At 56.2% G+C, this 18,317-nt stretch carries 17 protein-coding genes, 1 tRNA gene and 1 pseudogene; 5 read left to right on the top strand and 14 right to left on the bottom strand.

What is annotated here, in order from left to right; translation table 11 throughout:
- Positions 1–6 precede the first annotated feature (6 nt).
- From EKM95_RS12020 to EKM95_RS01450, 3 genes and pseudogenes are all read right to left on the bottom strand, one after another.
- Positions 7–1,374: pseudogene (locus tag EKM95_RS12020) on the bottom strand (DNA translocase FtsK); the annotation flags it as partial.
- A 1,657-nt stretch (positions 1,375–3,031) separates the two neighbouring features.
- Positions 3,032–3,673 carry a YtpR family tRNA-binding protein gene (ytpR, locus tag EKM95_RS01445; protein WP_125696094.1) on the bottom strand — a complete coding sequence of 214 codons (642 nt, stop codon included), beginning with the start codon at positions 3,671–3,673 and terminating at the stop codon, positions 3,032–3,034.
- 22 nt (positions 3,674–3,695) lie between these two features.
- The gene (locus EKM95_RS01450) at positions 3,696–4,025 is read right to left on the bottom strand and encodes a thioredoxin family protein (RefSeq protein ID WP_125696051.1); all 330 of its coding nucleotides are present in this window, start codon (positions 4,023–4,025) and stop codon (positions 3,696–3,698) included.
- 140 nt (positions 4,026–4,165) lie between these two features.
- Here EKM95_RS01450 and EKM95_RS01455 point away from each other — a divergent pair, with 140 nt between their 5' ends.
- Positions 4,166–4,486, top strand: coding sequence for a hypothetical protein (locus tag EKM95_RS01455; protein ID WP_125696052.1), 321 nt, complete (start codon positions 4,166–4,168; stop codon positions 4,484–4,486).
- On the opposite strand, the gene trmB is transcribed toward EKM95_RS01455, so the two are convergent.
- The 4 genes from trmB to EKM95_RS01475 form a co-directional block, all read right to left on the bottom strand.
- Entirely contained in the window at positions 4,431–5,096 is a 666-nt protein-coding gene (gene trmB / locus EKM95_RS01460; protein WP_125696053.1) for a tRNA (guanosine(46)-N7)-methyltransferase TrmB, read from the bottom strand. The genes EKM95_RS01455 and trmB overlap by 56 nt on opposite strands.
- A 51-nt stretch (positions 5,097–5,147) precedes the next feature.
- The gene (locus tag EKM95_RS01465; protein ID WP_125696054.1) at positions 5,148–5,924 is read right to left on the bottom strand and encodes a phosphotransferase family protein; all 777 of its coding nucleotides are present in this window, start codon (positions 5,922–5,924) and stop codon (positions 5,148–5,150) included.
- Between the two features lie 564 nt (positions 5,925–6,488).
- A complete protein-coding gene (locus tag EKM95_RS01470; protein ID WP_125696055.1) occupies positions 6,489–7,700 on the bottom strand; it encodes an ABC transporter permease in 1,212 nt (403 codons plus the stop codon).
- Positions 7,693–8,430: an ABC transporter ATP-binding protein gene (locus EKM95_RS01475; RefSeq protein WP_125696056.1), complete on the bottom strand. Its 738-nt coding sequence runs from the start codon at positions 8,428–8,430 to the stop codon at positions 7,693–7,695. The genes EKM95_RS01470 and EKM95_RS01475 overlap by 8 nt, the downstream gene beginning before the upstream one ends.
- Before the next feature lie 99 nt (positions 8,431–8,529).
- Between EKM95_RS01475 and EKM95_RS01480 the strand changes: the two genes are divergently transcribed.
- The 3 genes from EKM95_RS01480 to EKM95_RS01490 all read left to right on the top strand — a co-directional run bounded on the left by EKM95_RS01480 (position 8,530) and on the right by EKM95_RS01490 (position 10,373).
- Positions 8,530–8,958, top strand: a complete 429-nt coding sequence (locus tag EKM95_RS01480) for an HIT family protein (protein ID WP_125696057.1) — start codon at positions 8,530–8,532, stop codon at positions 8,956–8,958.
- 1 nt (position 8,959) lies between these two features.
- Positions 8,960–9,358, top strand: coding sequence for a YtxH domain-containing protein (locus tag EKM95_RS01485; protein ID WP_125696058.1), 399 nt, complete (start codon positions 8,960–8,962; stop codon positions 9,356–9,358).
- 106 nt (positions 9,359–9,464) lie between these two features.
- Positions 9,465–10,373, top strand: coding sequence for a peptidylprolyl isomerase PrsA (locus EKM95_RS01490; RefSeq protein ID WP_125696059.1), 909 nt, complete (start codon positions 9,465–9,467; stop codon positions 10,371–10,373).
- A gap of 546 nt (positions 10,374–10,919) precedes the next feature.
- Here EKM95_RS01490 and EKM95_RS01495 read toward each other — a convergent pair.
- The 3 genes from EKM95_RS01495 to EKM95_RS01505 form a co-directional block, all read right to left on the bottom strand.
- Entirely contained in the window at positions 10,920–11,888 is a 969-nt protein-coding gene (locus EKM95_RS01495) for a 3'-5' exoribonuclease YhaM family protein (protein WP_125696060.1), read from the bottom strand.
- Positions 11,889–11,987: 99 nt separating this feature from the next.
- Positions 11,988–12,353: a YlbF family regulator gene (locus tag EKM95_RS01500; RefSeq protein ID WP_125696061.1), complete on the bottom strand. Its 366-nt coding sequence runs from the start codon at positions 12,351–12,353 to the stop codon at positions 11,988–11,990.
- Between the two features lie 26 nt (positions 12,354–12,379).
- Complete coding sequence (locus tag EKM95_RS01505) at positions 12,380–14,416, bottom strand: PBP1A family penicillin-binding protein (protein WP_125696095.1); 2,037 nt, start codon at positions 14,414–14,416, stop codon at positions 12,380–12,382.
- Positions 14,417–14,590: 174 nt separating this feature from the next.
- Between EKM95_RS01505 and EKM95_RS01510 the strand changes: the two genes are divergently transcribed.
- Complete coding sequence (locus tag EKM95_RS01510; RefSeq protein ID WP_125696062.1) at positions 14,591–15,421, top strand: RluA family pseudouridine synthase; 831 nt, start codon at positions 14,591–14,593, stop codon at positions 15,419–15,421.
- A gap of 207 nt (positions 15,422–15,628) precedes the next feature.
- Here EKM95_RS01510 and EKM95_RS01515 read toward each other — a convergent pair whose 3' ends face one another.
- The 4 genes from EKM95_RS01515 to EKM95_RS01525 all read right to left on the bottom strand — a co-directional run bounded on the left by EKM95_RS01515 (position 15,629) and on the right by EKM95_RS01525 (position 18,118).
- Positions 15,629–16,084 carry an arginine repressor gene (locus EKM95_RS01515; protein WP_125696063.1) on the bottom strand — a complete coding sequence of 152 codons (456 nt, stop codon included), beginning with the start codon at positions 16,082–16,084 and terminating at the stop codon, positions 15,629–15,631.
- Between the two features lie 31 nt (positions 16,085–16,115).
- Entirely contained in the window at positions 16,116–17,798 is a 1,683-nt protein-coding gene (gene argS, locus EKM95_RS01520; protein WP_125696064.1) for an arginine--tRNA ligase, read from the bottom strand.
- The gene (locus EKM95_RS11760; protein WP_225423110.1) at positions 17,752–18,018 is read right to left on the bottom strand and encodes a hypothetical protein; all 267 of its coding nucleotides are present in this window, start codon (positions 18,016–18,018) and stop codon (positions 17,752–17,754) included. Before EKM95_RS11760 ends, argS begins: the two co-directional genes overlap by 47 nt.
- A 29-nt stretch (positions 18,019–18,047) precedes the next feature.
- Positions 18,048–18,118 (bottom strand) — tRNA-Gly (locus EKM95_RS01525).
- Positions 18,119–18,317 lie beyond the last annotated feature (199 nt).

Below are 18,317 nucleotides of genomic sequence, written 5' to 3' on the forward strand. Positions count from 1 at the left end.
TCTGTTCTATTGATCACTCAGGCGAGCCAAGTCTTCCTGGGTCAAGTATACATCCCGCGGCTTTGAAGCGTTAGCCGGCGAGACAAAATGCCGGCGCTCCAGTTCATCGATCAGTTTGGCCGCATGATTGTAGCCGATGGAAAAGACGCGTTGAAGCTTAGACGTTGAGACCTCTTGTTGATCCACGAGATACGCCATCACTTGCGGCATGAGCGGATCTTGGTCCGCAGCGGCTTCTGATTTATGAAGCAAGGTCTCCGGCTGAAAATCGTAATGGACTGGCGCTTGTTGCTTGACGAACCCGACCACGTCATCGATCGCCTGGTCGATGAACGTCCCCTGCAGACGGCGGGCTTGGCTGGCCCCGCTGCCCAGGTAAAGCATATCGCCCTTGCCCAGCAAACGTTCCGCCCCAGCGGTATCGATGATGGTGCGCGAATCGACCTGACTAGCGACCATGAAGGCGATACGGGTCGGAATATTATTTTTGATCGTGCCTGTGATGACATCGACGCTTGGCCGCTGTGTTGCCACCAGCAAATGAATGCCGGCTGCCCGCGCCTTGGCTGTGATGCGCGCAATATAATCCTGAACTTCGCTGGACGCGACCATCATCAGATCGGCCAGCTCATCGATCACAATCACGAGATATGGCAGCTGCAGGCCGTAGTCGCCATGCGCCGCCGCTTTTTCATTAAATTGCTTCAAGTTGCGGACACGCGCGGCTTCCAATTTCTTGTAGCGGTCATCCATTTCCTGGACCGCCCACTTCAACGCGGCTGCGGCGGCTTTTGGATCTGAGATCACCGGCGAGACCAAATGCGGCAGGCCATTATAAACAGCCAACTCCACCGCTTTTGGATCGATCAGCAGCAGGCGCACCTGTTGCGGCGTGGCCTTATACAACAGCGAGGTCAGGATGCTGTTGATGAAGACCGACTTCCCCGATCCGGTTGCCCCGGCGATCAGCCCATGCGGCATGCGCCCGAGATCCGTGACCACCGGCTGGCCGAACAAGTCGACCCCAAGCGCCACGGTCAACGGCGAGCGGGCGTCTTGGAAAACAGGGCTCTGGAGCACTTCACGCAACATCACTGGCCGGGGATGGAGGTTTGGTATCTCAATACCCACAGTCGTTTTGCCCGGAATTGGTGCCTCGATACGAATGTCGCGCGCGGCCAATGCCCGCTTGAGGTCATCGGTCAGATTAGTGATCTTATTGACCTTCACCCCTGGCCCGACTGCGACCTGAAACTGGGTGACGGTTGGGCCAATGGTTTTATCGACCACATGCGCGTCAACGTTGAAGGCCGCCAGCGTTTTATCCAGCTGGCCCATTTGATTGACCGCCCATGTTTCCTGCGCGTCCTCATCGCCGGTCGCAACTGGATCGAGCAGGTCGAGCGATGGAAATTCGTATGGCGCGGGCTGGACTGTGGTCGTTGCCGTTGCTTCTTTGTCGCCAAGGTCATTTGCGCTCTGGTGCGACGAAACGGTCTGCGGTGCTGTGAGGTCGGCGGTCAAGGCAGGTACCTCTTTAACGACGGGCTCGGATTGCGTCGCGGTCGGCTCAGCCGCGGGGGTGTCAGTCGTTGCTGCGACCGTTGTCCGAGCTGCCTTTTTCTTTGCTAAGTATGCCTGGACCTGTTGGCTGACCGCGCGGCGATCCGGCAGCAAGGACCGCTCTTCGCGGCTGGCCGCCTGCGTTGCCGTGGTCGTGGCCCGTTTTTCAGGATGCCGTCGGGTCTGATCCATCATTTCCGTCAACGTCGCCGCCACATAAGTATGCGCGGATCCGGTCGGCGCTGGGGCGGTCTCGTCTTGATCTGACGGGTTGGATGTCCCCGGTTCGCCGATCGACTGTTTCTGGACTGGAGCCGGTGCCGCGTCATCAGTCGATGTGGTAAGTTCAGCGTCTGCCACTTCGTTCGTTGGCTCGAACACAGTGGCTGACTCGTCCATGTCCGGCGAATGGGGCGCATTTTCCTCGGCGTCCGCTGTCTCGTTTTCGGACAGGTCCGCGGCCTCTTCTGAGTCAGTCTGATGCTCTTGATCGGCATCTAGAATCGGCTCATCCTCGAGGTTTAGCCCCGCTTGTGAAGTGGGCGCGTCATCGGTCTCAGAGTCTTCATCTACCGGTGCTTCATCCTGGTCCGCTTCCACTTCTTCGACATCCGGCAACGCCGATTCGTCAGGTGCGTCATCAACGGCATCGACCGCTTCCACCGAAACGAATTCTGAAGCGACCGGATCATCCTCCTCGTCCTCTTCGCTGGCGAGGAAAAATACGGCGTCGTCTGGGCGCTCAAGGCGGGTCAAAAGCGCGCTGTAATCGATCTTCACGCGTTGCGCCCGATCGACCAAACTGGCCGGCGTGGTAAAGGCGCTCATCGGCATGGTACGCGCCAATGCCGCGCCAGGCCGGGTCTCAGTCTGTGTGGCCGCTGCGGTCTTAGGCGCGTGCGCCGCCGGTTTTGTTTTCGCGACCGGCTCTTTGGTTGGACGGGCGGTCGGGTGTTGCTGGCGCGGCGGCAATTCGTAGTCGTCGTTGGCGTCGTCAAATTTTGCCGGCGAAATTGGCTTGCGGCCAAAAGCCGGACCGTCATAATGAGCCATTGCGATCTTCCTCTCTTGTGCTAATGCACCTATTTTACCATAGAACGGTACTTTTCCCGGCTGGAAACACTAAAAAAGGGTGCGGAGGTGCGCGAATATGGTCGAGCAGGTAGGCTAGCCCGGCGCTGGATGGCGCTCTTAGCCATCGAGTGCTGGGCATACCTAGCTGTCTCGACCATGCGCACCGGAGCCCGACTAAAAAGGGTGCGGAGGTGCGCGTTTAGGGGTGGGCAGCTGACTTGGCTCTGGCACTTGGGGCGTCCTTTGCCCCGAGTGAGGGAGACAGTTAGATGTCCCGCCCCTGCGCACCGGAACCCCACAAAAAAGGAACCAAGACAAAACTGTTTGTCTTGGTTCCTCGAAAGGTCTTCTCATGATCGCCATCCAGCCCTATGAATCGCGAAATACGGGTCTGTTAGTTGGCTGCGGCCACCACTTCAGCCGCAACTTCAGGGTCATATGGGGTCCCAGCCGGAATGCTGGCTGGCATCAACAAGATGCCTCGTGCAGCCGGTGCACCCGGCACCGCGAGTTCGCGTGCCGCGCACAGCATGCCGTAAGAATCGACGCCGCGCAATTTGCCCGGCCAGATGATCTTGCCATCGGGCATCATGGTGCCTGGCAGCGCAGCGACAACGGTCTCGTTCAACGCGACGTTGGGCGCCCCGCAAACGATTTGGCGGACATTGCCGTTGCCAAGGTCAACTTGGGTGATGTGCAGATGGTCTGAATCCGGATGCGCCTCGATCGCGACGATCTTGCCGATGACCAGCGTCGGCGCCTCATTCAGAGGTAACACACCGTCAAAACCGGCCGCTTCCAGTGCCTGGTTCAGCGTGGTCACGTCGGCTTCACTGAGCGCCAACTGCCCGTCGCCGGTCAGCGTCGGCAGCCACTGTGAGACGTTGAAGAAATTGAAGCCAAGTGCCGCACCGGCGTCGTCGAAAATACCGACGATATCGCCTTTTTGCGTGGTGGTCTCAACGGCGCTGTCTGGCGCAAGCACAACGATCAAAGTGTCGCCCCACGCTTCCTTGTTCATGCTGGTGATCAAAATAGGACCTCCTGAGTAATTAAAATCAGATTGCGGCTGGCTGCAAGTTATTGATAAAGGCTTCGACTTCCGCCTTGGTCTTCCGATCCTTGTTGACGAACCGGCCGATCTCCTTGCCATCTTCCAGCGCGATAAAACTTGGAATGCCCATCACACCCATGTCTTGGGCGATCTCGATATTGTCATCGCGATCGACGTAGATGAATGAGAACTCCGGATACTCCGCTTCGATCGCCGGCATTGCAGGCTTGATGAATTGGCAATCTGGGCACCAGTCAGCACTGAAAAACAGCATCTTCTTGCCAGGGGCCTTCGCCGCCTCCAAAATTGCCTCATTGCTATCGAATTTTTCCATGATCAACATCCCTTTCGCTTACATTTGATAAGTACATTTTACACGTTTCCGGGGAAGATGCAATGCATTCTCCCTGCCTGCCGGTTATAATGAAACCAGTTTTGATTTTGCCGCACAGCGGCGATGTTCGGAGGAAGCTCATGCGAAAAAATCAATGGTTGCTGATCGGCGTGCTGGCCCCGCTTGCGGTGGGCGTGATTGCCGAAAGCGCGCGGCGCTATTACTGGCATCATCTGTTGCCAAACCGGCTCTTCAAAGTGATGAAACAAGACGTTGCCACCACGCATACCGTGACTGGCGGCTGGATCGAGATGGACCCCGCCTATCTCACTGAAGGGTCTTTCTCACAAGCGACCTATCAAGGCGGTGTGACGACCGAAGATGGCGAAGTGATCAAGTTTTTGATTAGAGGGAATGGGGAGCGGATTCTTCCGCAAACCGCGCCGTCAGTTGATAAATAGCGCCACCTTTTTCACTGAACTTGTGCTCATATTCCGTCTCGACATTTTCGGACAACCGGGCATCATTGTGCACGTCCACACTGACAAGGTCAAACTGCATGCCGAAATTATTCATGCTGACCAGCGAATATTCAAACAGGCCGCGGTTATCCGTCTTGAACTGCAAAACCCCGGCCGGCTTCAAGATCGCGCGGTACTGGGCCAAAAATGTCTTGTAGGTCAGGCGACGTTTCTCGTGCCGCGTTTTCGGCCAGGGATCTGAGAAGTTCAGGAAAACCCCGGTGATCTCACTTGGCGCAAAATAAGTCGTGAGATCGGCCCCGTCGCCTAAGATCAATTGTAGGTTCGGCAGTTTCAGTGCAACTTGTTTGCGTAGGATATAGCCGATCGCCGATTCTTGTATTTCGAGCGCGAGGAAATTCCGATTGGGATGTTGCTGCGCCATCTCGGTAATGAAGGCACCCTTTCCCGACCCGACCTCAAGATACAGTGGTTGATTTTTGGCAAACCGTTCCTGCCATCTGCCCGGCATGTTCTCCGGGCGCGTTAAGATCTCGTTTGGGTTCGCCGCGATCAGCGGGGCTGCCCATGGTTGGTTGCGTAAACGCATTACTTCTCTCCTCATAAAAGCACCGGTGCGACGTCCGCACCGGTGCTTATTTTAGTCTTGTTGATCAAGCACTTCTTGCATCTTGAGCAGTGCGGCATTCATTTCTGTGTAGCGCTGGGCGTCAAACATCCGCTGCGTTTCATCCAACAGATGAAGCAAGCCGTACCATTGCAGGCGAGTGGCCAGATCTGCCGTTAATTTCGTGCCATACGCATCGAGCCATTCTTGCCACTGCGCGCGCGGCACATAGTTGAACAAAACAACAGACAGGTCAAAGGCGGGATCGCCAAGCGAGGCTTGATCCCAGTCGACCAGATAAAGCCGCCCGCTGTCGGACAGCAGCCAGTTCTTATGATTGAGGTCCCCGTGGCACACGCGCAATTCGCGTTGCGGCGGCAACGTCATCAGCGCAGCGACCGCCTGTGCGACCACCGCGTGTTGCCGAAGCGTTGGCGCCAAATTGACCAGCACGCGTTCGCGCAACGCAGGCAACGACTGACCTTGGCCGCCAACTTTTTGAAGCATCCGGCGAAGCAACACCGAATTGTGGACCTTGCCTAAAAGTTGTGCGACGATCGGCGAGCACATTTGCTCGCGCGTCAGCGTTTTGCCATTGACCCAGTCTTGAGCCGTTAAAACATCACCGGTAGAAATGCGTTTGGTCCAGATCAGCTTCGGGGTCACCCCTTCCACTGATAAGGCCGCCAAAAATGGGGACGCATTACGTTTTAAAAAGAATTTCTCGTGGGCATAAACGCCCATAAATGCCCCACCGGTCGTGCCGCCAACTGGCTCTAGCGACCATCCGGGGTCTAAGTCAAAATTCATCTGCCAAAACTCCCATCCCAACGCACCGATCTTCTGTGAGCTAAAATCAATATTACAAGCCGCCAGCCCCACCGTCAAGGCAATATTGAGGAAGGGTGCGGAGCCGAGCGTTTAGGGGTGGGCAGATAGTTCGGCCTGGGCGGTTGATGGCGCACTCGGCCATCGAACGACCGGGACGACTATATGCCCCACCCCTGCTCGGCGAAGCCCAACTAGGGTGCGGAGGCCCGCGGGATGGTGGAACAGCTAGGTCGGCTCAGGTGCTTGGTGGCGTTCCTTGCCACCGAGTGCATGAGACGCCGCATGTTTCCACCATACGGGCCGGAGCCCTACTATCAGGGTGCGGAGCGGGGCGTTTAGGTCTGAGCAGCTAGTTCGGCCTGGGCGGTTGATGGCGCACTTGGCCATCGAACGACCGGGCCGACTAGCTGCCTCAAACCTGCCCCGCGGAGCCCTACTATTAGGTGCAGAGCCAAGCGTTTAGGTCTGAGCATCTAGTTCGGTCATCGACTGCTCAGGCCGACTAGATGCCTCAGACCTGCCCCGCGAAAACGAAATTCCTGCCTACCTTGCGTCCAATTTTGCCAGCCGCAGCGGCAGATACCACAACGCAAACGCCAGGGCCAGCACCACGCCAGCCGCGAGGACAACACCAACTTTGAGCCACGCCCCGCTGAGGGCTGCACCGATTGCTAAGATCACCGACATCAATAGCAATAGGACCAGCACCAGCCGGCCAAACGAGGCCTTTTTTTGCTTGAGCGACAACGGGTACAGATGGGTGAAGACGATCTCGTCATAGGCCAGGTAAAATGGCAACAGCTGAAAGCCGACCAGGTAGACGAAAAGCAAGGCGAAGAGCCCTGCCAACCACCATTGCTGGACAAAGGCTAAGATTGCCGCGCCAATCACCGCCAACCGCAAAAACAGGCCGAAAAATTCTGTGCGGCGCAGAAACCCGCGCACATAGAGATAGGTCCAACTGCTGGCATAACGTTTTGGCACCAGCTTCGTAAAGATATCCAGGTATTTGCGGCGATGCACCCCACCGCCAATGCCTGGGACGTCGGTGAAGAGATTATAGAAGCGATAGATGCGGCCCATGCGCGCCGATTCGCGCTTGATCAGCAGCTGCCAGTCGAGTTGCGCGGGCTGGAACCAATCGCCGATCCGCCAGCGGAGCAAGAGGTCGCAGGCCAAGGCCACCGCCGTCGTGATCACCGGATGAATCCAGATGCCGGCCATCAATCCGGCCCAGGCGACCAAGATCAACACCGCTCGCGAAAGCCAGATCGGCAAATGCAGCGTGTAATTGCCCAGCAATTGAAGCCACAAGTCGACATCCTTGAACAACCACAGCGCGAGCAGAATCAACCCCAGCGACAACCAATCGCCGTGATGCAAGACGCCGAGTAGCGGCCAGGCCGCCAGCGTGGCGAGGAGCAAGGTCGCCAGTGGCAAAAGCGCGCTGTACCGCCGGGCCCGAAATAGGTAGCCGGCAAAATCACTGGTGCGCGGCAACAGAAATGTCGCATCTGCCGCTTCCGCCAGCGTGGCCAGATCACCGAGCCCAACAACTAAGGCCAACACGGCGGCCAGGGCTGGGGTGAACCACCATTGGGGCGTCAGATCATGGATCAGCTGACTATAGCCGTACAACAGCGCGCCCAATAGAATGATCAGGGCCAACACGAAATGGTCGTTGAAAACCAGCTGCAGGTATTTGAATTGTTCTTTTGAGTGCCGCGCCAGCCGCGTTTTCCACAGCTTATTCATGTGCGGCCTCTTTCGTCATGGCCAAATAAATGTCGTCCAGCCGCCCTGCCGGCAAATTGAACTGACGCTGCAAGCTGGCCAAGTCGCCGGTCGCCCGCACGCCGCCATCTTTGAGGAGCACGAATTGATCTGCAACTTCTTCGGCGGTATTCAAGATGTGCGTCGACATCAAAATGGCTGCCCCTGCCGCCCGTTTTTCCTCGACCAACGCGAGCAAGTCGTGGACGCCCAGCGGATCCAAGCCGGTGAAGGGCTCATCGATCAAGAACAGGTCGGCATCCGTCATGAACGCGCAGACGATCATGACCTTCTGCTTCATCCCCTTGGAAAAATTATCCGGGAACCAGTCCAGTTTGTTGGCCAGCCGGAACGTTTCCAACATCGCGTTCACTTTCGGCCAGGTCTGGTCCTGATCCAGCTGATACGCCATCATGGTCAGCTCGAGGTGTTCCTTGAGGGTCAACTCCGGATAGAGCACCGGCGTTTCCGGCACATAGGCGATCGCCTGCCGATACGCATCGGGGTCGTCGGCCAGCGTCTTGTCGCCGATCGTGATCGTCCCGCTCATTGGCTTCAGCAGACCGATGATATGTTTGATCGTCGTCGACTTGCCCGCGCCGTTCAGGCCGATCAAGGCAGTCACTTCGCCATCTGGGGCGGAAAAGTCCAGGTTTTTGATCACCGGCATTGCCCCATAGCCGCCGGTGAGATGGTTGATCACTAAGCTCATTTGAATACCTCGTTCTCTTCGTTTTGACAACGCTTTTTACGTCCAGTTTATGATAACATGAAACCAGCCCACAGAATTAATAGGAAAGAGGAATCAGTGATGACGGATTGTGTATTTTGTAAGATCGTAAGCAACGAGATCCCCAGCACCGTGGTCTACGAAGACGATGTTGTGAAGGCGTTCTTGGACCTCACCCAGGTCACGAAGGGCCACACGCTGGTCGTCCCGAAAAAGCATGTCCCGGATATTTTCGCCTATGATGCCGAGCTGGCCGCCCAGGTTTTTGCCCGGCTGCCAAAGATCGCCCGCGCGATTCGCGACAGCGACCCGAAGATCACCGGCATGAATATCCTCATCAATAATGGGGAAGTCGCCTATCAAAGCGTGTTCCATTCCCACATTCATTTGATTCCGCGCTATGATGCCAGCGATGACTTCAGCATCCACTTTGGCGACCACAGCGCGCAATACGACAGCGCCAAGCGCCAGGCCGTCGCGGACAGCATCACTGAAAAGGTAGGCGACTAACATGGCAAAATTTGGCAAAGGCTTTTTACTTGGGGCAGTGGCTGGCACCCTCTTCGCCCTTTTGACCGCGAAAAAAAGTGGGCCGGAGCGGCAACGGGCCATCGCCGATTATGTCGATGATGTGACCAGCGCGACAGGCGATATGCAGCACGCGACCACGCGCCTCGGTAATGCCATCAAGGACCTGCAACGCGAGCTCAAAGAGACCCTTCAGCCGGCGCTCAAAGACATCAGCGATGACGTCACCGATTTTCAGTTCCAAGCAGAAGGCGCCACGGCCGCGATGCAGGAACACCTCGATGCCATCGAAGCCGCAGCAGGCCCACTGACGGACCTGACTGCCAGTGATGACGCCCTAGCGGGTCAAAGCGACGGGCCGTCATCTGAGAAGACAGCGTGATAGAAATTTGAAAGTTCTGTGAACACCGGGCCAACAAGCGCTTCAATGTGCTAAACTAGGACCCAGTGCTTATCATAAGCAAAATCTGGACTTAGGATGTGTGATAATGAAAAAATGGATCGCCGGTCTCGCCGGCATTCTTCTGGCCGTCACCTTAGCAGGTTGCTCCTCGGGCGACAGTGCGACCGTTGCAAACATGAACGGCGCGAAGATCACCAAGCAGGAGTACTACGATGAAATGAAGACTAGTTCCGTTGGCGGCGAGGCGACCCTTCGCAACATGATCTTGGCCAAGGCGCTTGATCAGCAGTACGGCAAAAAAGTGACCACCAAACAAGTCACCAAGCAGTACAACGCCGTCAAGAAGAGCTATGGCACCTCATTTGCCTCTGCCCTTGAACAAAATGGTCTGACCACCAAGAGCTTCAAGGAAGAGATTCGCACTTCCCTTCTTTCCGAAGTCGCTTTGAAGGATCTCAAGAAGGTCACCCAAAAGCAGCTCGATACGCAGTGGAAGTCTTACGAGCCAAAGATCACCGTTCAGCACATTCTGGTTGCCAAGAAAGCCAAGGCTGAAGACATCATCAAGCTTTTGGCCAAGGACAACACTGAAAAGAACTTCAACGCTTTGGCAAAGAAGTACTCGACGGATACCGGCACCGCGACCAGCGGCGGCAAGATTGCGGCGTTCGACAACACGGATACCAGCCTCGACTCCGACTTCAAGACTGCGGCCTTCAAGCTGAAGCAAGGCGAATACACCACCACCCCGGTCAAGACGACTTATGGCTACCATGTCATTCGCAGCATCAAGAACCCGGGCAAGGGCAAGGAATCCGATCACACCAAAGAACTCAAAGAGCAACTTTACACGACCTGGGAATCCGACAGCACCGTGATGACCAGCGTGATGGAGCAAGTGCTTGAAAAGGCCAATGTTTCCATCAAGGACAAGGACCTGTCAGACGTCTTGGACGTTTACACAAGCACCAGCTCCTCTGCAGCAAGCAACTAAGCGCAATGAAAAAGTCGGCTGAGGCCGGCTTTTTTTGTAGGGTGCGCAGCCGAGCGTTTAGGTCTGAGCGGATAGTCTGCCTTGGGCGCTTGAGGCGTACTTCGCCTCGAGTGCACAAGACAGCTAGACGTCTCAGACCTGCTCGGCGGAGCCCGACTTGAGGGTGCGAAGGCCCGCGGGATGGTGGAACGACTAACTTGGCTCGCGTGCTTGATGGCGTACTCAGCCATCGAGTGCACGAGACAGTTAGACGTTGCCACCATGCGGGCCGGAGCCAAACTGTAGGGTGCGCAGCCGAGCGTTTTGGGGTGGGCAGGTAGTTCGGCCTGGGCGGTTGATGGCGCACTTAGCCATCAGGCGACCGGGACAACTACATGTCCCACCCCTGCTCGGCGGAGCCCAACTGTCGGGTGCAAGGTCCAACTTGAACGCACAACAAAATCGCCGATCGCAGACACCCACAGAAAATCCGTGAGCCTTGCGATCGGCGATTTTGTTTTGTTCATCTACTGTTGGTGAGCCTGTTTGCGCTGACTGGCGATGTCCTCACTTCGGATCCGGGTACCCCTGTCCTTTTTCCGGGCGGTAGAAACGACGGTTGTCCATCCCAAATAACCGCTCAGTGAAGGTCCCAGGCTCAACGCGCTGGTATGCCGTCGTCAGCATGTTGATTTCGGCATCTAACTCGTCCAGGTCGTGCAGAATTTGCGCTTCAAGGAGTTGCGGGCGCACTGGCGAACCGTATTCGAGCAAGCCGTGATGGGCAAGCACCACATGCCGCAACATGATCATGTCCTCACTCGCCGGATCGATTTTCAATTCCTGCGCCGCCACCACGATGGCCTCGTCGATCAGCACAATGTGGCCGATCAGGTTGCCTTCCATCGTATACTCCGTGGAGACCGGGCCGGACAGCTCGATTGTTTTGCCCAGGTCATGTAAGATCGCGCCTGCATAGAGCAGCGATTTATTCACGCTGCTGTATTGCGCCGCCACGCTTTTAGCCAGGCGCAAAATACTCAGCGTGTGGAATGCCAAGCCGCCGGTGAACGCATGATGATTAGACTTCGCCGCCGGATAGGTCAAAAACGCCTGCTTGTGATCGCCAAGCACCTTGCGCACGATGCGGTTCCAGTTGGCATTGGTGATCTGGAAGATAAAATCGTTGAGCTCTTCGCCCATATCGTCCGCTGTTTCCGGGGCGTGCTCAACATATTTGCTCGGGTCATTGCCCTCTTCCTGAGTCGCAAGGCGCACCGAATAAAGCTTGATCTGCGGGTTGCCCTGATACAGCTCGCGCTTACCGCTGACCTGCACCACTTCGCCGGCTTTGTACTGCGCAATGTCAGCCTCAGAGGCATCCCAGAACTTGGCCGAAATGTGGCCGCTTGCGTCTTGGAATGTGAAGGCGATGAATTTGTTGCCGTTTTTGGCCTGCCGCACTTCGGCCGTTTTGACCAGCACCGTCAACTTGACCTCATCGCCGTTTTGATAATCGAATATCTGTTTTGCCATACGCCCCACCTGTCTTCTATTTACCCCCATCATACCGATAACCTGCGCAAAGCGCAAAAAAATACCGTCCATCGCTGGACGGCGTTTTCTGTGCAGTCATTACTGTGCGTCAGGCTTTTTCATGTTGGCTTGGTAAAGCGCCACGATTGGCTGGGCGATGACCCGGTTGAGGTCATCCATCACCGTTGAAAGTGCCTGCTCGCGGGCCAGCAGGTCGTTGATCGGCTGCATGTTCTGCATCTTTTCACCGATCGTCTGCAGGCCGGCCATTTCTTCCTGCGTGATCTCTTGGCCAGTGGCTTGTTTTTGCTGCAACTCGACTTGCTTGTCTTGGAACTGTTGGAACATCGCATAAGCGACGGCGTCCAGCTTCAGCATGTCATATGCCTTTTTCAAGTCCTGGAACTGTTCACTGGCCTCGAGGTCCTTTGCCAGTTGGTCTGCGGTATCGTATACGTTTGCCATAACGCGCCTCATTTCCCGAGTGTTGACTAGTCGAACCAGTCACGAATGTCATTATACCATTTTCCGACGGTATCCTTGGCCGAGTCGACGCCATCTTGCACGCCTTTTTGCAGCCCCGACCAGAAATCCGCCGCGTCGTCGTCCGTGCTTGGCGTTTGAAGCGTCGCGCGGGCCTTGGCATCGGTGGTGTTGAATTGGGTCTTAGCCGTGTACGGCAAAATGTTGCTCATTTCCAATTTGAAAATGCTGGCAACCCCGCTGGTGCTGGTGCCTTCAAGAAAATGCGTGCTGTCGGTCGTGGAAAAGCCGGTCCAAGTTGCCACCACCACATCCGGGGTGTAACCGACCACCCACTGATCGCGGGTGCCGTAACCCCAGCTGCTTGGTACCTCGGTGGAGCCAGTCTTGCCGGCCACCGTGTAACCGGTTGGCGCCGCAGTCTGCCCGGTGCCATCCTTGAAGACCCCGATCATCATGGACGTCATTTCGGTCGCCACACTTTTTTTCATGATCGTCTTGCTGGTGGTCTTCGTATTGTCCACCACCGTCTGGCCCGTCGCATCGACGATCTTGGTGATGAAATGCGTCTCCGGCAACTTGCCACCATTGGCAAACGCCGAATACGCCCGCGCCATGGTCAGCGGAGAAAAACCGGTGGTGACGCCGCCCAACACAGCCGCCAGGTTCTGATCCTCTTTCTTCAGATCAATGCCAAACCGCGCGAGGCTCTGCACGCCGGTGTCCACGCCCAGCTTGTTCATGAGCCACACCGCTGGCGCATTCAGGGACTGGGCCAGGGCCGTGTACATCGGCACACTGCCGAGATACTGCCCGGTCGGATTGGTCGGCGTGTACTTATTTTTCCCGTAACTGAGCTTCTTATCCGTCAAGATCGAGTCATACGAGTAGCCATTTTCAAGTGCAGGCGTGTAGACCATCAAAGGTTTGATCGTCGAGCCCGGCGAGCGCTGGAGCTGGGTGGCGTAATTGTAGCCGAGGAAAACATGCTGGCCGCGCGCCCCAACCACGGCGAGCACGCCACCAGTTTTCGGATCGACGACCACCGAGGCGGCCTGCGCCTTGGTGCCATCGGAGGCATTCGCCGGAAACGCCCAATCCTGGGCAAAACTGTTCTGGAGCTGCGTTTGCGCGGTCGGGTCCATCGTCGTGTAGACGCGATACCCCTTATTCAGCAACTGGTCCGGCTGAATGTTGTACTTGTCGCGCGCCTCTTCGATCACCGAATCGAAGAACCACGGGTACTTCTCGGCCGTTGCTTGGGAGTAATTATCGACGACAGTCAGCTTCGTTGCCTTGGCCGCGTCGGCATCGGCCTGGGAGAGCTTGTTGTTGTCGACCATCAGCCCGAGAATTAGATTGCGGCGTGCAACCGCATTGTCCATGTGATCGGCCGGGTTGTAATAGCTCGGATTGCGCAACATCCCCGTCAACGTCGCCGCCTCGCTCACCGTGAGTGCCGCCGCGTGCTTGCCGAAATAGCGCTCGGAGGCATCCTCGACGCCCCACACACCATTGCCGAAATAGGAATTGTTCAGGTACATGGTCAGGATATCTTTTTTCGAGTAAACTTTAGTGAGTTGCACGGCCAAAAAGATCTCTTGGGCCTTGCGCAGGTAGCTCTGCTTTTGCGTCAACAGCGTGTTTTTCGCGAGCTGCTGGGTAATGGTGCTGCCGCCGCCGGTGATCTCCCCGCGATGGATGACCAGGTTGAGCACGGACCGCGCGATACCTTTGATGGAAAAGCCTAAGTTTGAATAAAAAGTCCGGTCCTCGGTCGAGATCACCGCGTTTTGCATCGCCGGGGCGATCTTGTCGAGCTCCACATAAGTCCCTTTTTGCCCATATAACGTGCCGGCGACTTTACTATTTTGATCATAGATCGTCGTCTTGGTCTGCATCGTGCTTTTGATCTCTTGCACATCCGCCGTTTTCGCCTTGTAGGTAAAAAAGGCGGAGAACGCCAAGAACACGACCAGCAGCACCAAGATCAGCCACCGGACGATCTGAAATCGTCTCAAGAACCAGCCGATTGCATGGCGCATGCGGCTGAGTAGCGCACGCACCCGCGCGCCAAATGTATCCGTATTTTGCAAAACGGCCCCTCCTGTCAGATCTTGCCTATTTTACCATACAGGGAATACAGGGCTTCCGACCCAAGCCGGAGTTTAACGATTTTTCAATACATCCGGGCCTCAGTCAGGCGGAAAGGAGACACGATGCCCATCTTTACCCTTCACGAGACAGCCCCCGCGGCGGCCAGTGTGCGCGCGCTGCTTTCGGCGTGGTTGGTGCCGAAAAAGACCCAGCACCTTTTACGCATCAACAAAGCCGTCACCATCGATGGCTTCTATCAAAATTTCAATGAACCCGTCGCAGCCGGCGCCCAGGTCACTTTAACGCTTCGCGATGACGCCCCGCCGACCTATGCCCTCGCCGCCGAGCCGCCCACGATTGTTTTTGAAGACGACCAAGTGCTGATCTGCGACAAGGCGCCCGGCGTCAAGCCCCATCCCAACCAGCCAGGTGAAAACGGGACGCTGCTCAACCAAGCGGCGCGCTATCTGGACCCCCGGCCCGCCTATATCACCCACCGCCTCGACATGGCGACAAGCGGTTTAATGTTGATCGCCAAGGATCCCCTGACCCAGGCCATTATCGACCGCGAACTTGCGGTCAAAACAATGACCCGATCTTACGTCGCCCTGGTGCCAGCAGGCTTGCCGGCAAGCGGTATGATCACCGCCCCTATTGGCGAGGATCCCGACGACAAGCGCAAGCGCATGGTTCGCCCGGATGGCTTGCCGGCCGTCACCCATTACGAGACGCTTGCCGTGCGGGATGGCATCGCGCGGTTGAGGCTGACCCTTGAGACTGGACGCACGCATCAATTGCGCGTGCACCTCGCCTCGATCGGCGCGCCGATCATTGGTGATCCGCTTTACAGCACGCGCCCGGCTTCACGGCTGATGCTGCATGCGGCCGAAATGCGTCTGATCGAGCCGTTGTCGAGTCGCGACTTACACTTTGAATCGCCAGTGCCATTTTAGGGAGACTAAAAAAGCGTTGCGCCAAGCTGTGATCAGCTTCGTGCAACGCTTTTTCGATGGCTGGGCGGCGGATGGACACGCCTATTTCCAGTCAGGTTCCGGCCCGCATGGTGGGACCAGCTAACTGTCTCGTACACTCGAGGCCAAAAACGCCTCAAGCGTCCAAGCCAAGTTAGCTGACCCACCGTCCCGCGGGCCTCCACACCCTTATTCGATAAAATTATTTTTGTATTGTTTGTTGAACCATTCCGCGCTCGCAACGTCTGGGCTGATCACCACGATGGTATCGTGGCCCGCCAGCGTCCCCACGACCTGCGGAAAATCGATCGTATCCAAGATGGCCGCCAGGAGATTGCCATTGGACGGAATGGTCTTGATGATGTTCATGAACTCAACGCGAGTGATCGACAAGCCGACCTCGCGCACCGAGTTGCCCAATCGTTCGAGTTCGGATTCTGAATCGCCGCGGAATAGCGTGTAACGGACCGTCCCAGTGCCATCTTGGGCCTTGACCACGCGCATTTCGCGAATGTCACGGGAAATCGTCGCTTGCGTCGCGTCGATGCCCGCGTTTTTGAGCTCGCTGAGCAGCTCCTCTTGCGTGCTGATCGATTTCTGGTTGATGATCTTCGCAAGCGCCGCCTGTCGTTCCGCTTTATTCATAGAATCCCTCCTCTATCGGGTATCGGGGCAACTACATTTCAGCCGGCGCATGCACACCCAGCAGCGCCAAGGCGTTGGTCAAGACATCGCTCGTTGCCTGAACTAGGGCCAGCCGTGCTGGCAATTCTGCATCATCCGTGAGCACTTTGGTGGTGGCATAGTACTGGTTGAAGGACTTGGCCAACCGCAGTGCGTATTTGGCGATCACAGACGGCTCATAAGTGTCGGCCGCGCGCTTGATGATATTCGGGTAATCACCGAGAGCCTTGAGCACATCCCACGCCGCCGGATCCGTGAGTGCCACTTCAGGCAGCGGCTGAGCCGTGGCCTTGGCTAAAATACTGTGAGCACGCGCATTGGTGTACTGCACGTATGGGCCAGTCTCCCCTTCAAAGCGCACAACTTCTTCAAGGTTGAAGTCAAAATTGTCCAATCGCTCATTTTTCAGATCATGGAAGATCACGGCGCCGACGCCGACTTCGCGGGCGACCTGATCGGCGTTTTCAAGATCCGGATGCTTGGCGGCGATCTGCTGTTTTGCCAACGTAATGGCATCGTTCAGCACTTTTTCGAGCAAAATGATGTTGCCCTTACGCGTCGACAGTTTTTTCCCGTTTGCAGTGATCAAGCCAAACAGCACATGGGTGATCTCGTTAGCCCAATCATACCCCATTTCCAGTAAGACAGCTTTCAATTGCTGGAAATGCTCGCGCTGTTCGCCGCCAACAACATACAAACTCTTGACGAAATCGTAATGATCATGGCGATAGATCGCCGCCGCAAGATCACGCGTCATGTAAAGCGTTGCGCCGTCGGACTTACGGATGAGCGCCGGGTTGAGATCGTACTTGCTGAGATCCACGATCTCTGCGCCCTGACTCTCCTTCAGCAGACCCTTGTCTTGCAGTGTCTGCACCACGGCATCCATTTTATCGTTGTAAAACGCCTCGCCGTTATAAGAATCAAAATCGACGTCCAGCATTTTATAGATTCGGTTGAATTCCGCCAAAGACGCCTCGCGGAACCAGGACCACAGATGCTTGGCCTCTTCATCGCCGTCTTCCATCTTCTTGAACCAGGCGCGCGCCTCTTCGTCGAGTTCTGGCTTGGTCTCGGCCTCTTTGTGGAAACGGACATAATATTCCAGCAGGTGCTTGATCGGCTCGGCCTTGACTTCTTCTTCAGAGCCCCAAAGCTTATAGGCGACGATCAGCTTGCCGAATTGCGTGCCCCAATCGCCCAGATGATTGATCTTGATTGGGCTGTAGCCGACCTTCGTCATGATGTTCGCCAGCGCATTGCCGATCACGGTCGAGCGCAGATGACCCATGCTCATTGGCTTGGCGATGTTCGGGCTGGACATATCGATCGGCACATTGCCCTTGCCCAGCGTCAGGTCACCATAATTGTCTTGCTGCTCGGCAATCGTGGTCAAAACACTATGGGCGTAGCTGACCTTATCAAGGAAGAAATTGACATAGCCGCCAACCGCTTTGACCTCTTGGAACGGGGTGGCATCGATTTTTTCCACCAGGTCCTTGGCGATCATCGGAGGCGCCATATGCCGAATTTTCGCCAGCGTGAACGTTGGGAAGGCGTAATCGCCTATCGCTGAACTCTTCGGCGTCTCGACGAGCTTTGCGATGTCCGCCTCGCTGACCTCGTCTTTAAGTACAGCCGCCAATGCCGTCACAACTTCTTGTTTGAAATCCATATTTTCCTCCTTCTGGGTGCTGAAAAAAACCCGTCCCTTTTCCATTTGAAAAAGAGACGAGTTGCCCCGCGGTACCACTCTTGTTGACTGAACGTCCACTCAATATGAAATTCCTTCTCAAAAGCGCGCCACCGCCGTCCGCCAGCCGCTCGCACCCCCGCGGCCTCACTGAAAACAGACAAACGATCTCCTCTTCGTCAATGAAGGTTGTTAATGTCAAAAAAAGCCGGCGCTTGCGCACCAGCAAAAAGCGGTCGACGAGAATCGAACTCGCGACACCAGCTTGGGAAGCTGGAGTTTTACCACTAAACTACGACCGCAACAACATGAAATATTATAGCGGCCAGAAGGAAGATAAGCAAGAGGAAAATTTAGGGTGCGGCGCGGAGCGCTTAGGGGGTGGGCAGCTAAGTCCAGCAGACGCGTGAGGCGCTCTTTGCCTCGGGCGGCTGATGGCTTAGATGTCCCACCCCTGCCCCGCGAAGCCCGACTACGGTGCGTAGGCCCGCGGGATGGTGG

Origin of the sequence: Lacticaseibacillus yichunensis (assembly GCF_003946405.1) — a bacterium.
GTDB lineage: Bacteria > Bacillota > Bacilli > Lactobacillales > Lactobacillaceae > Lacticaseibacillus > Lacticaseibacillus yichunensis.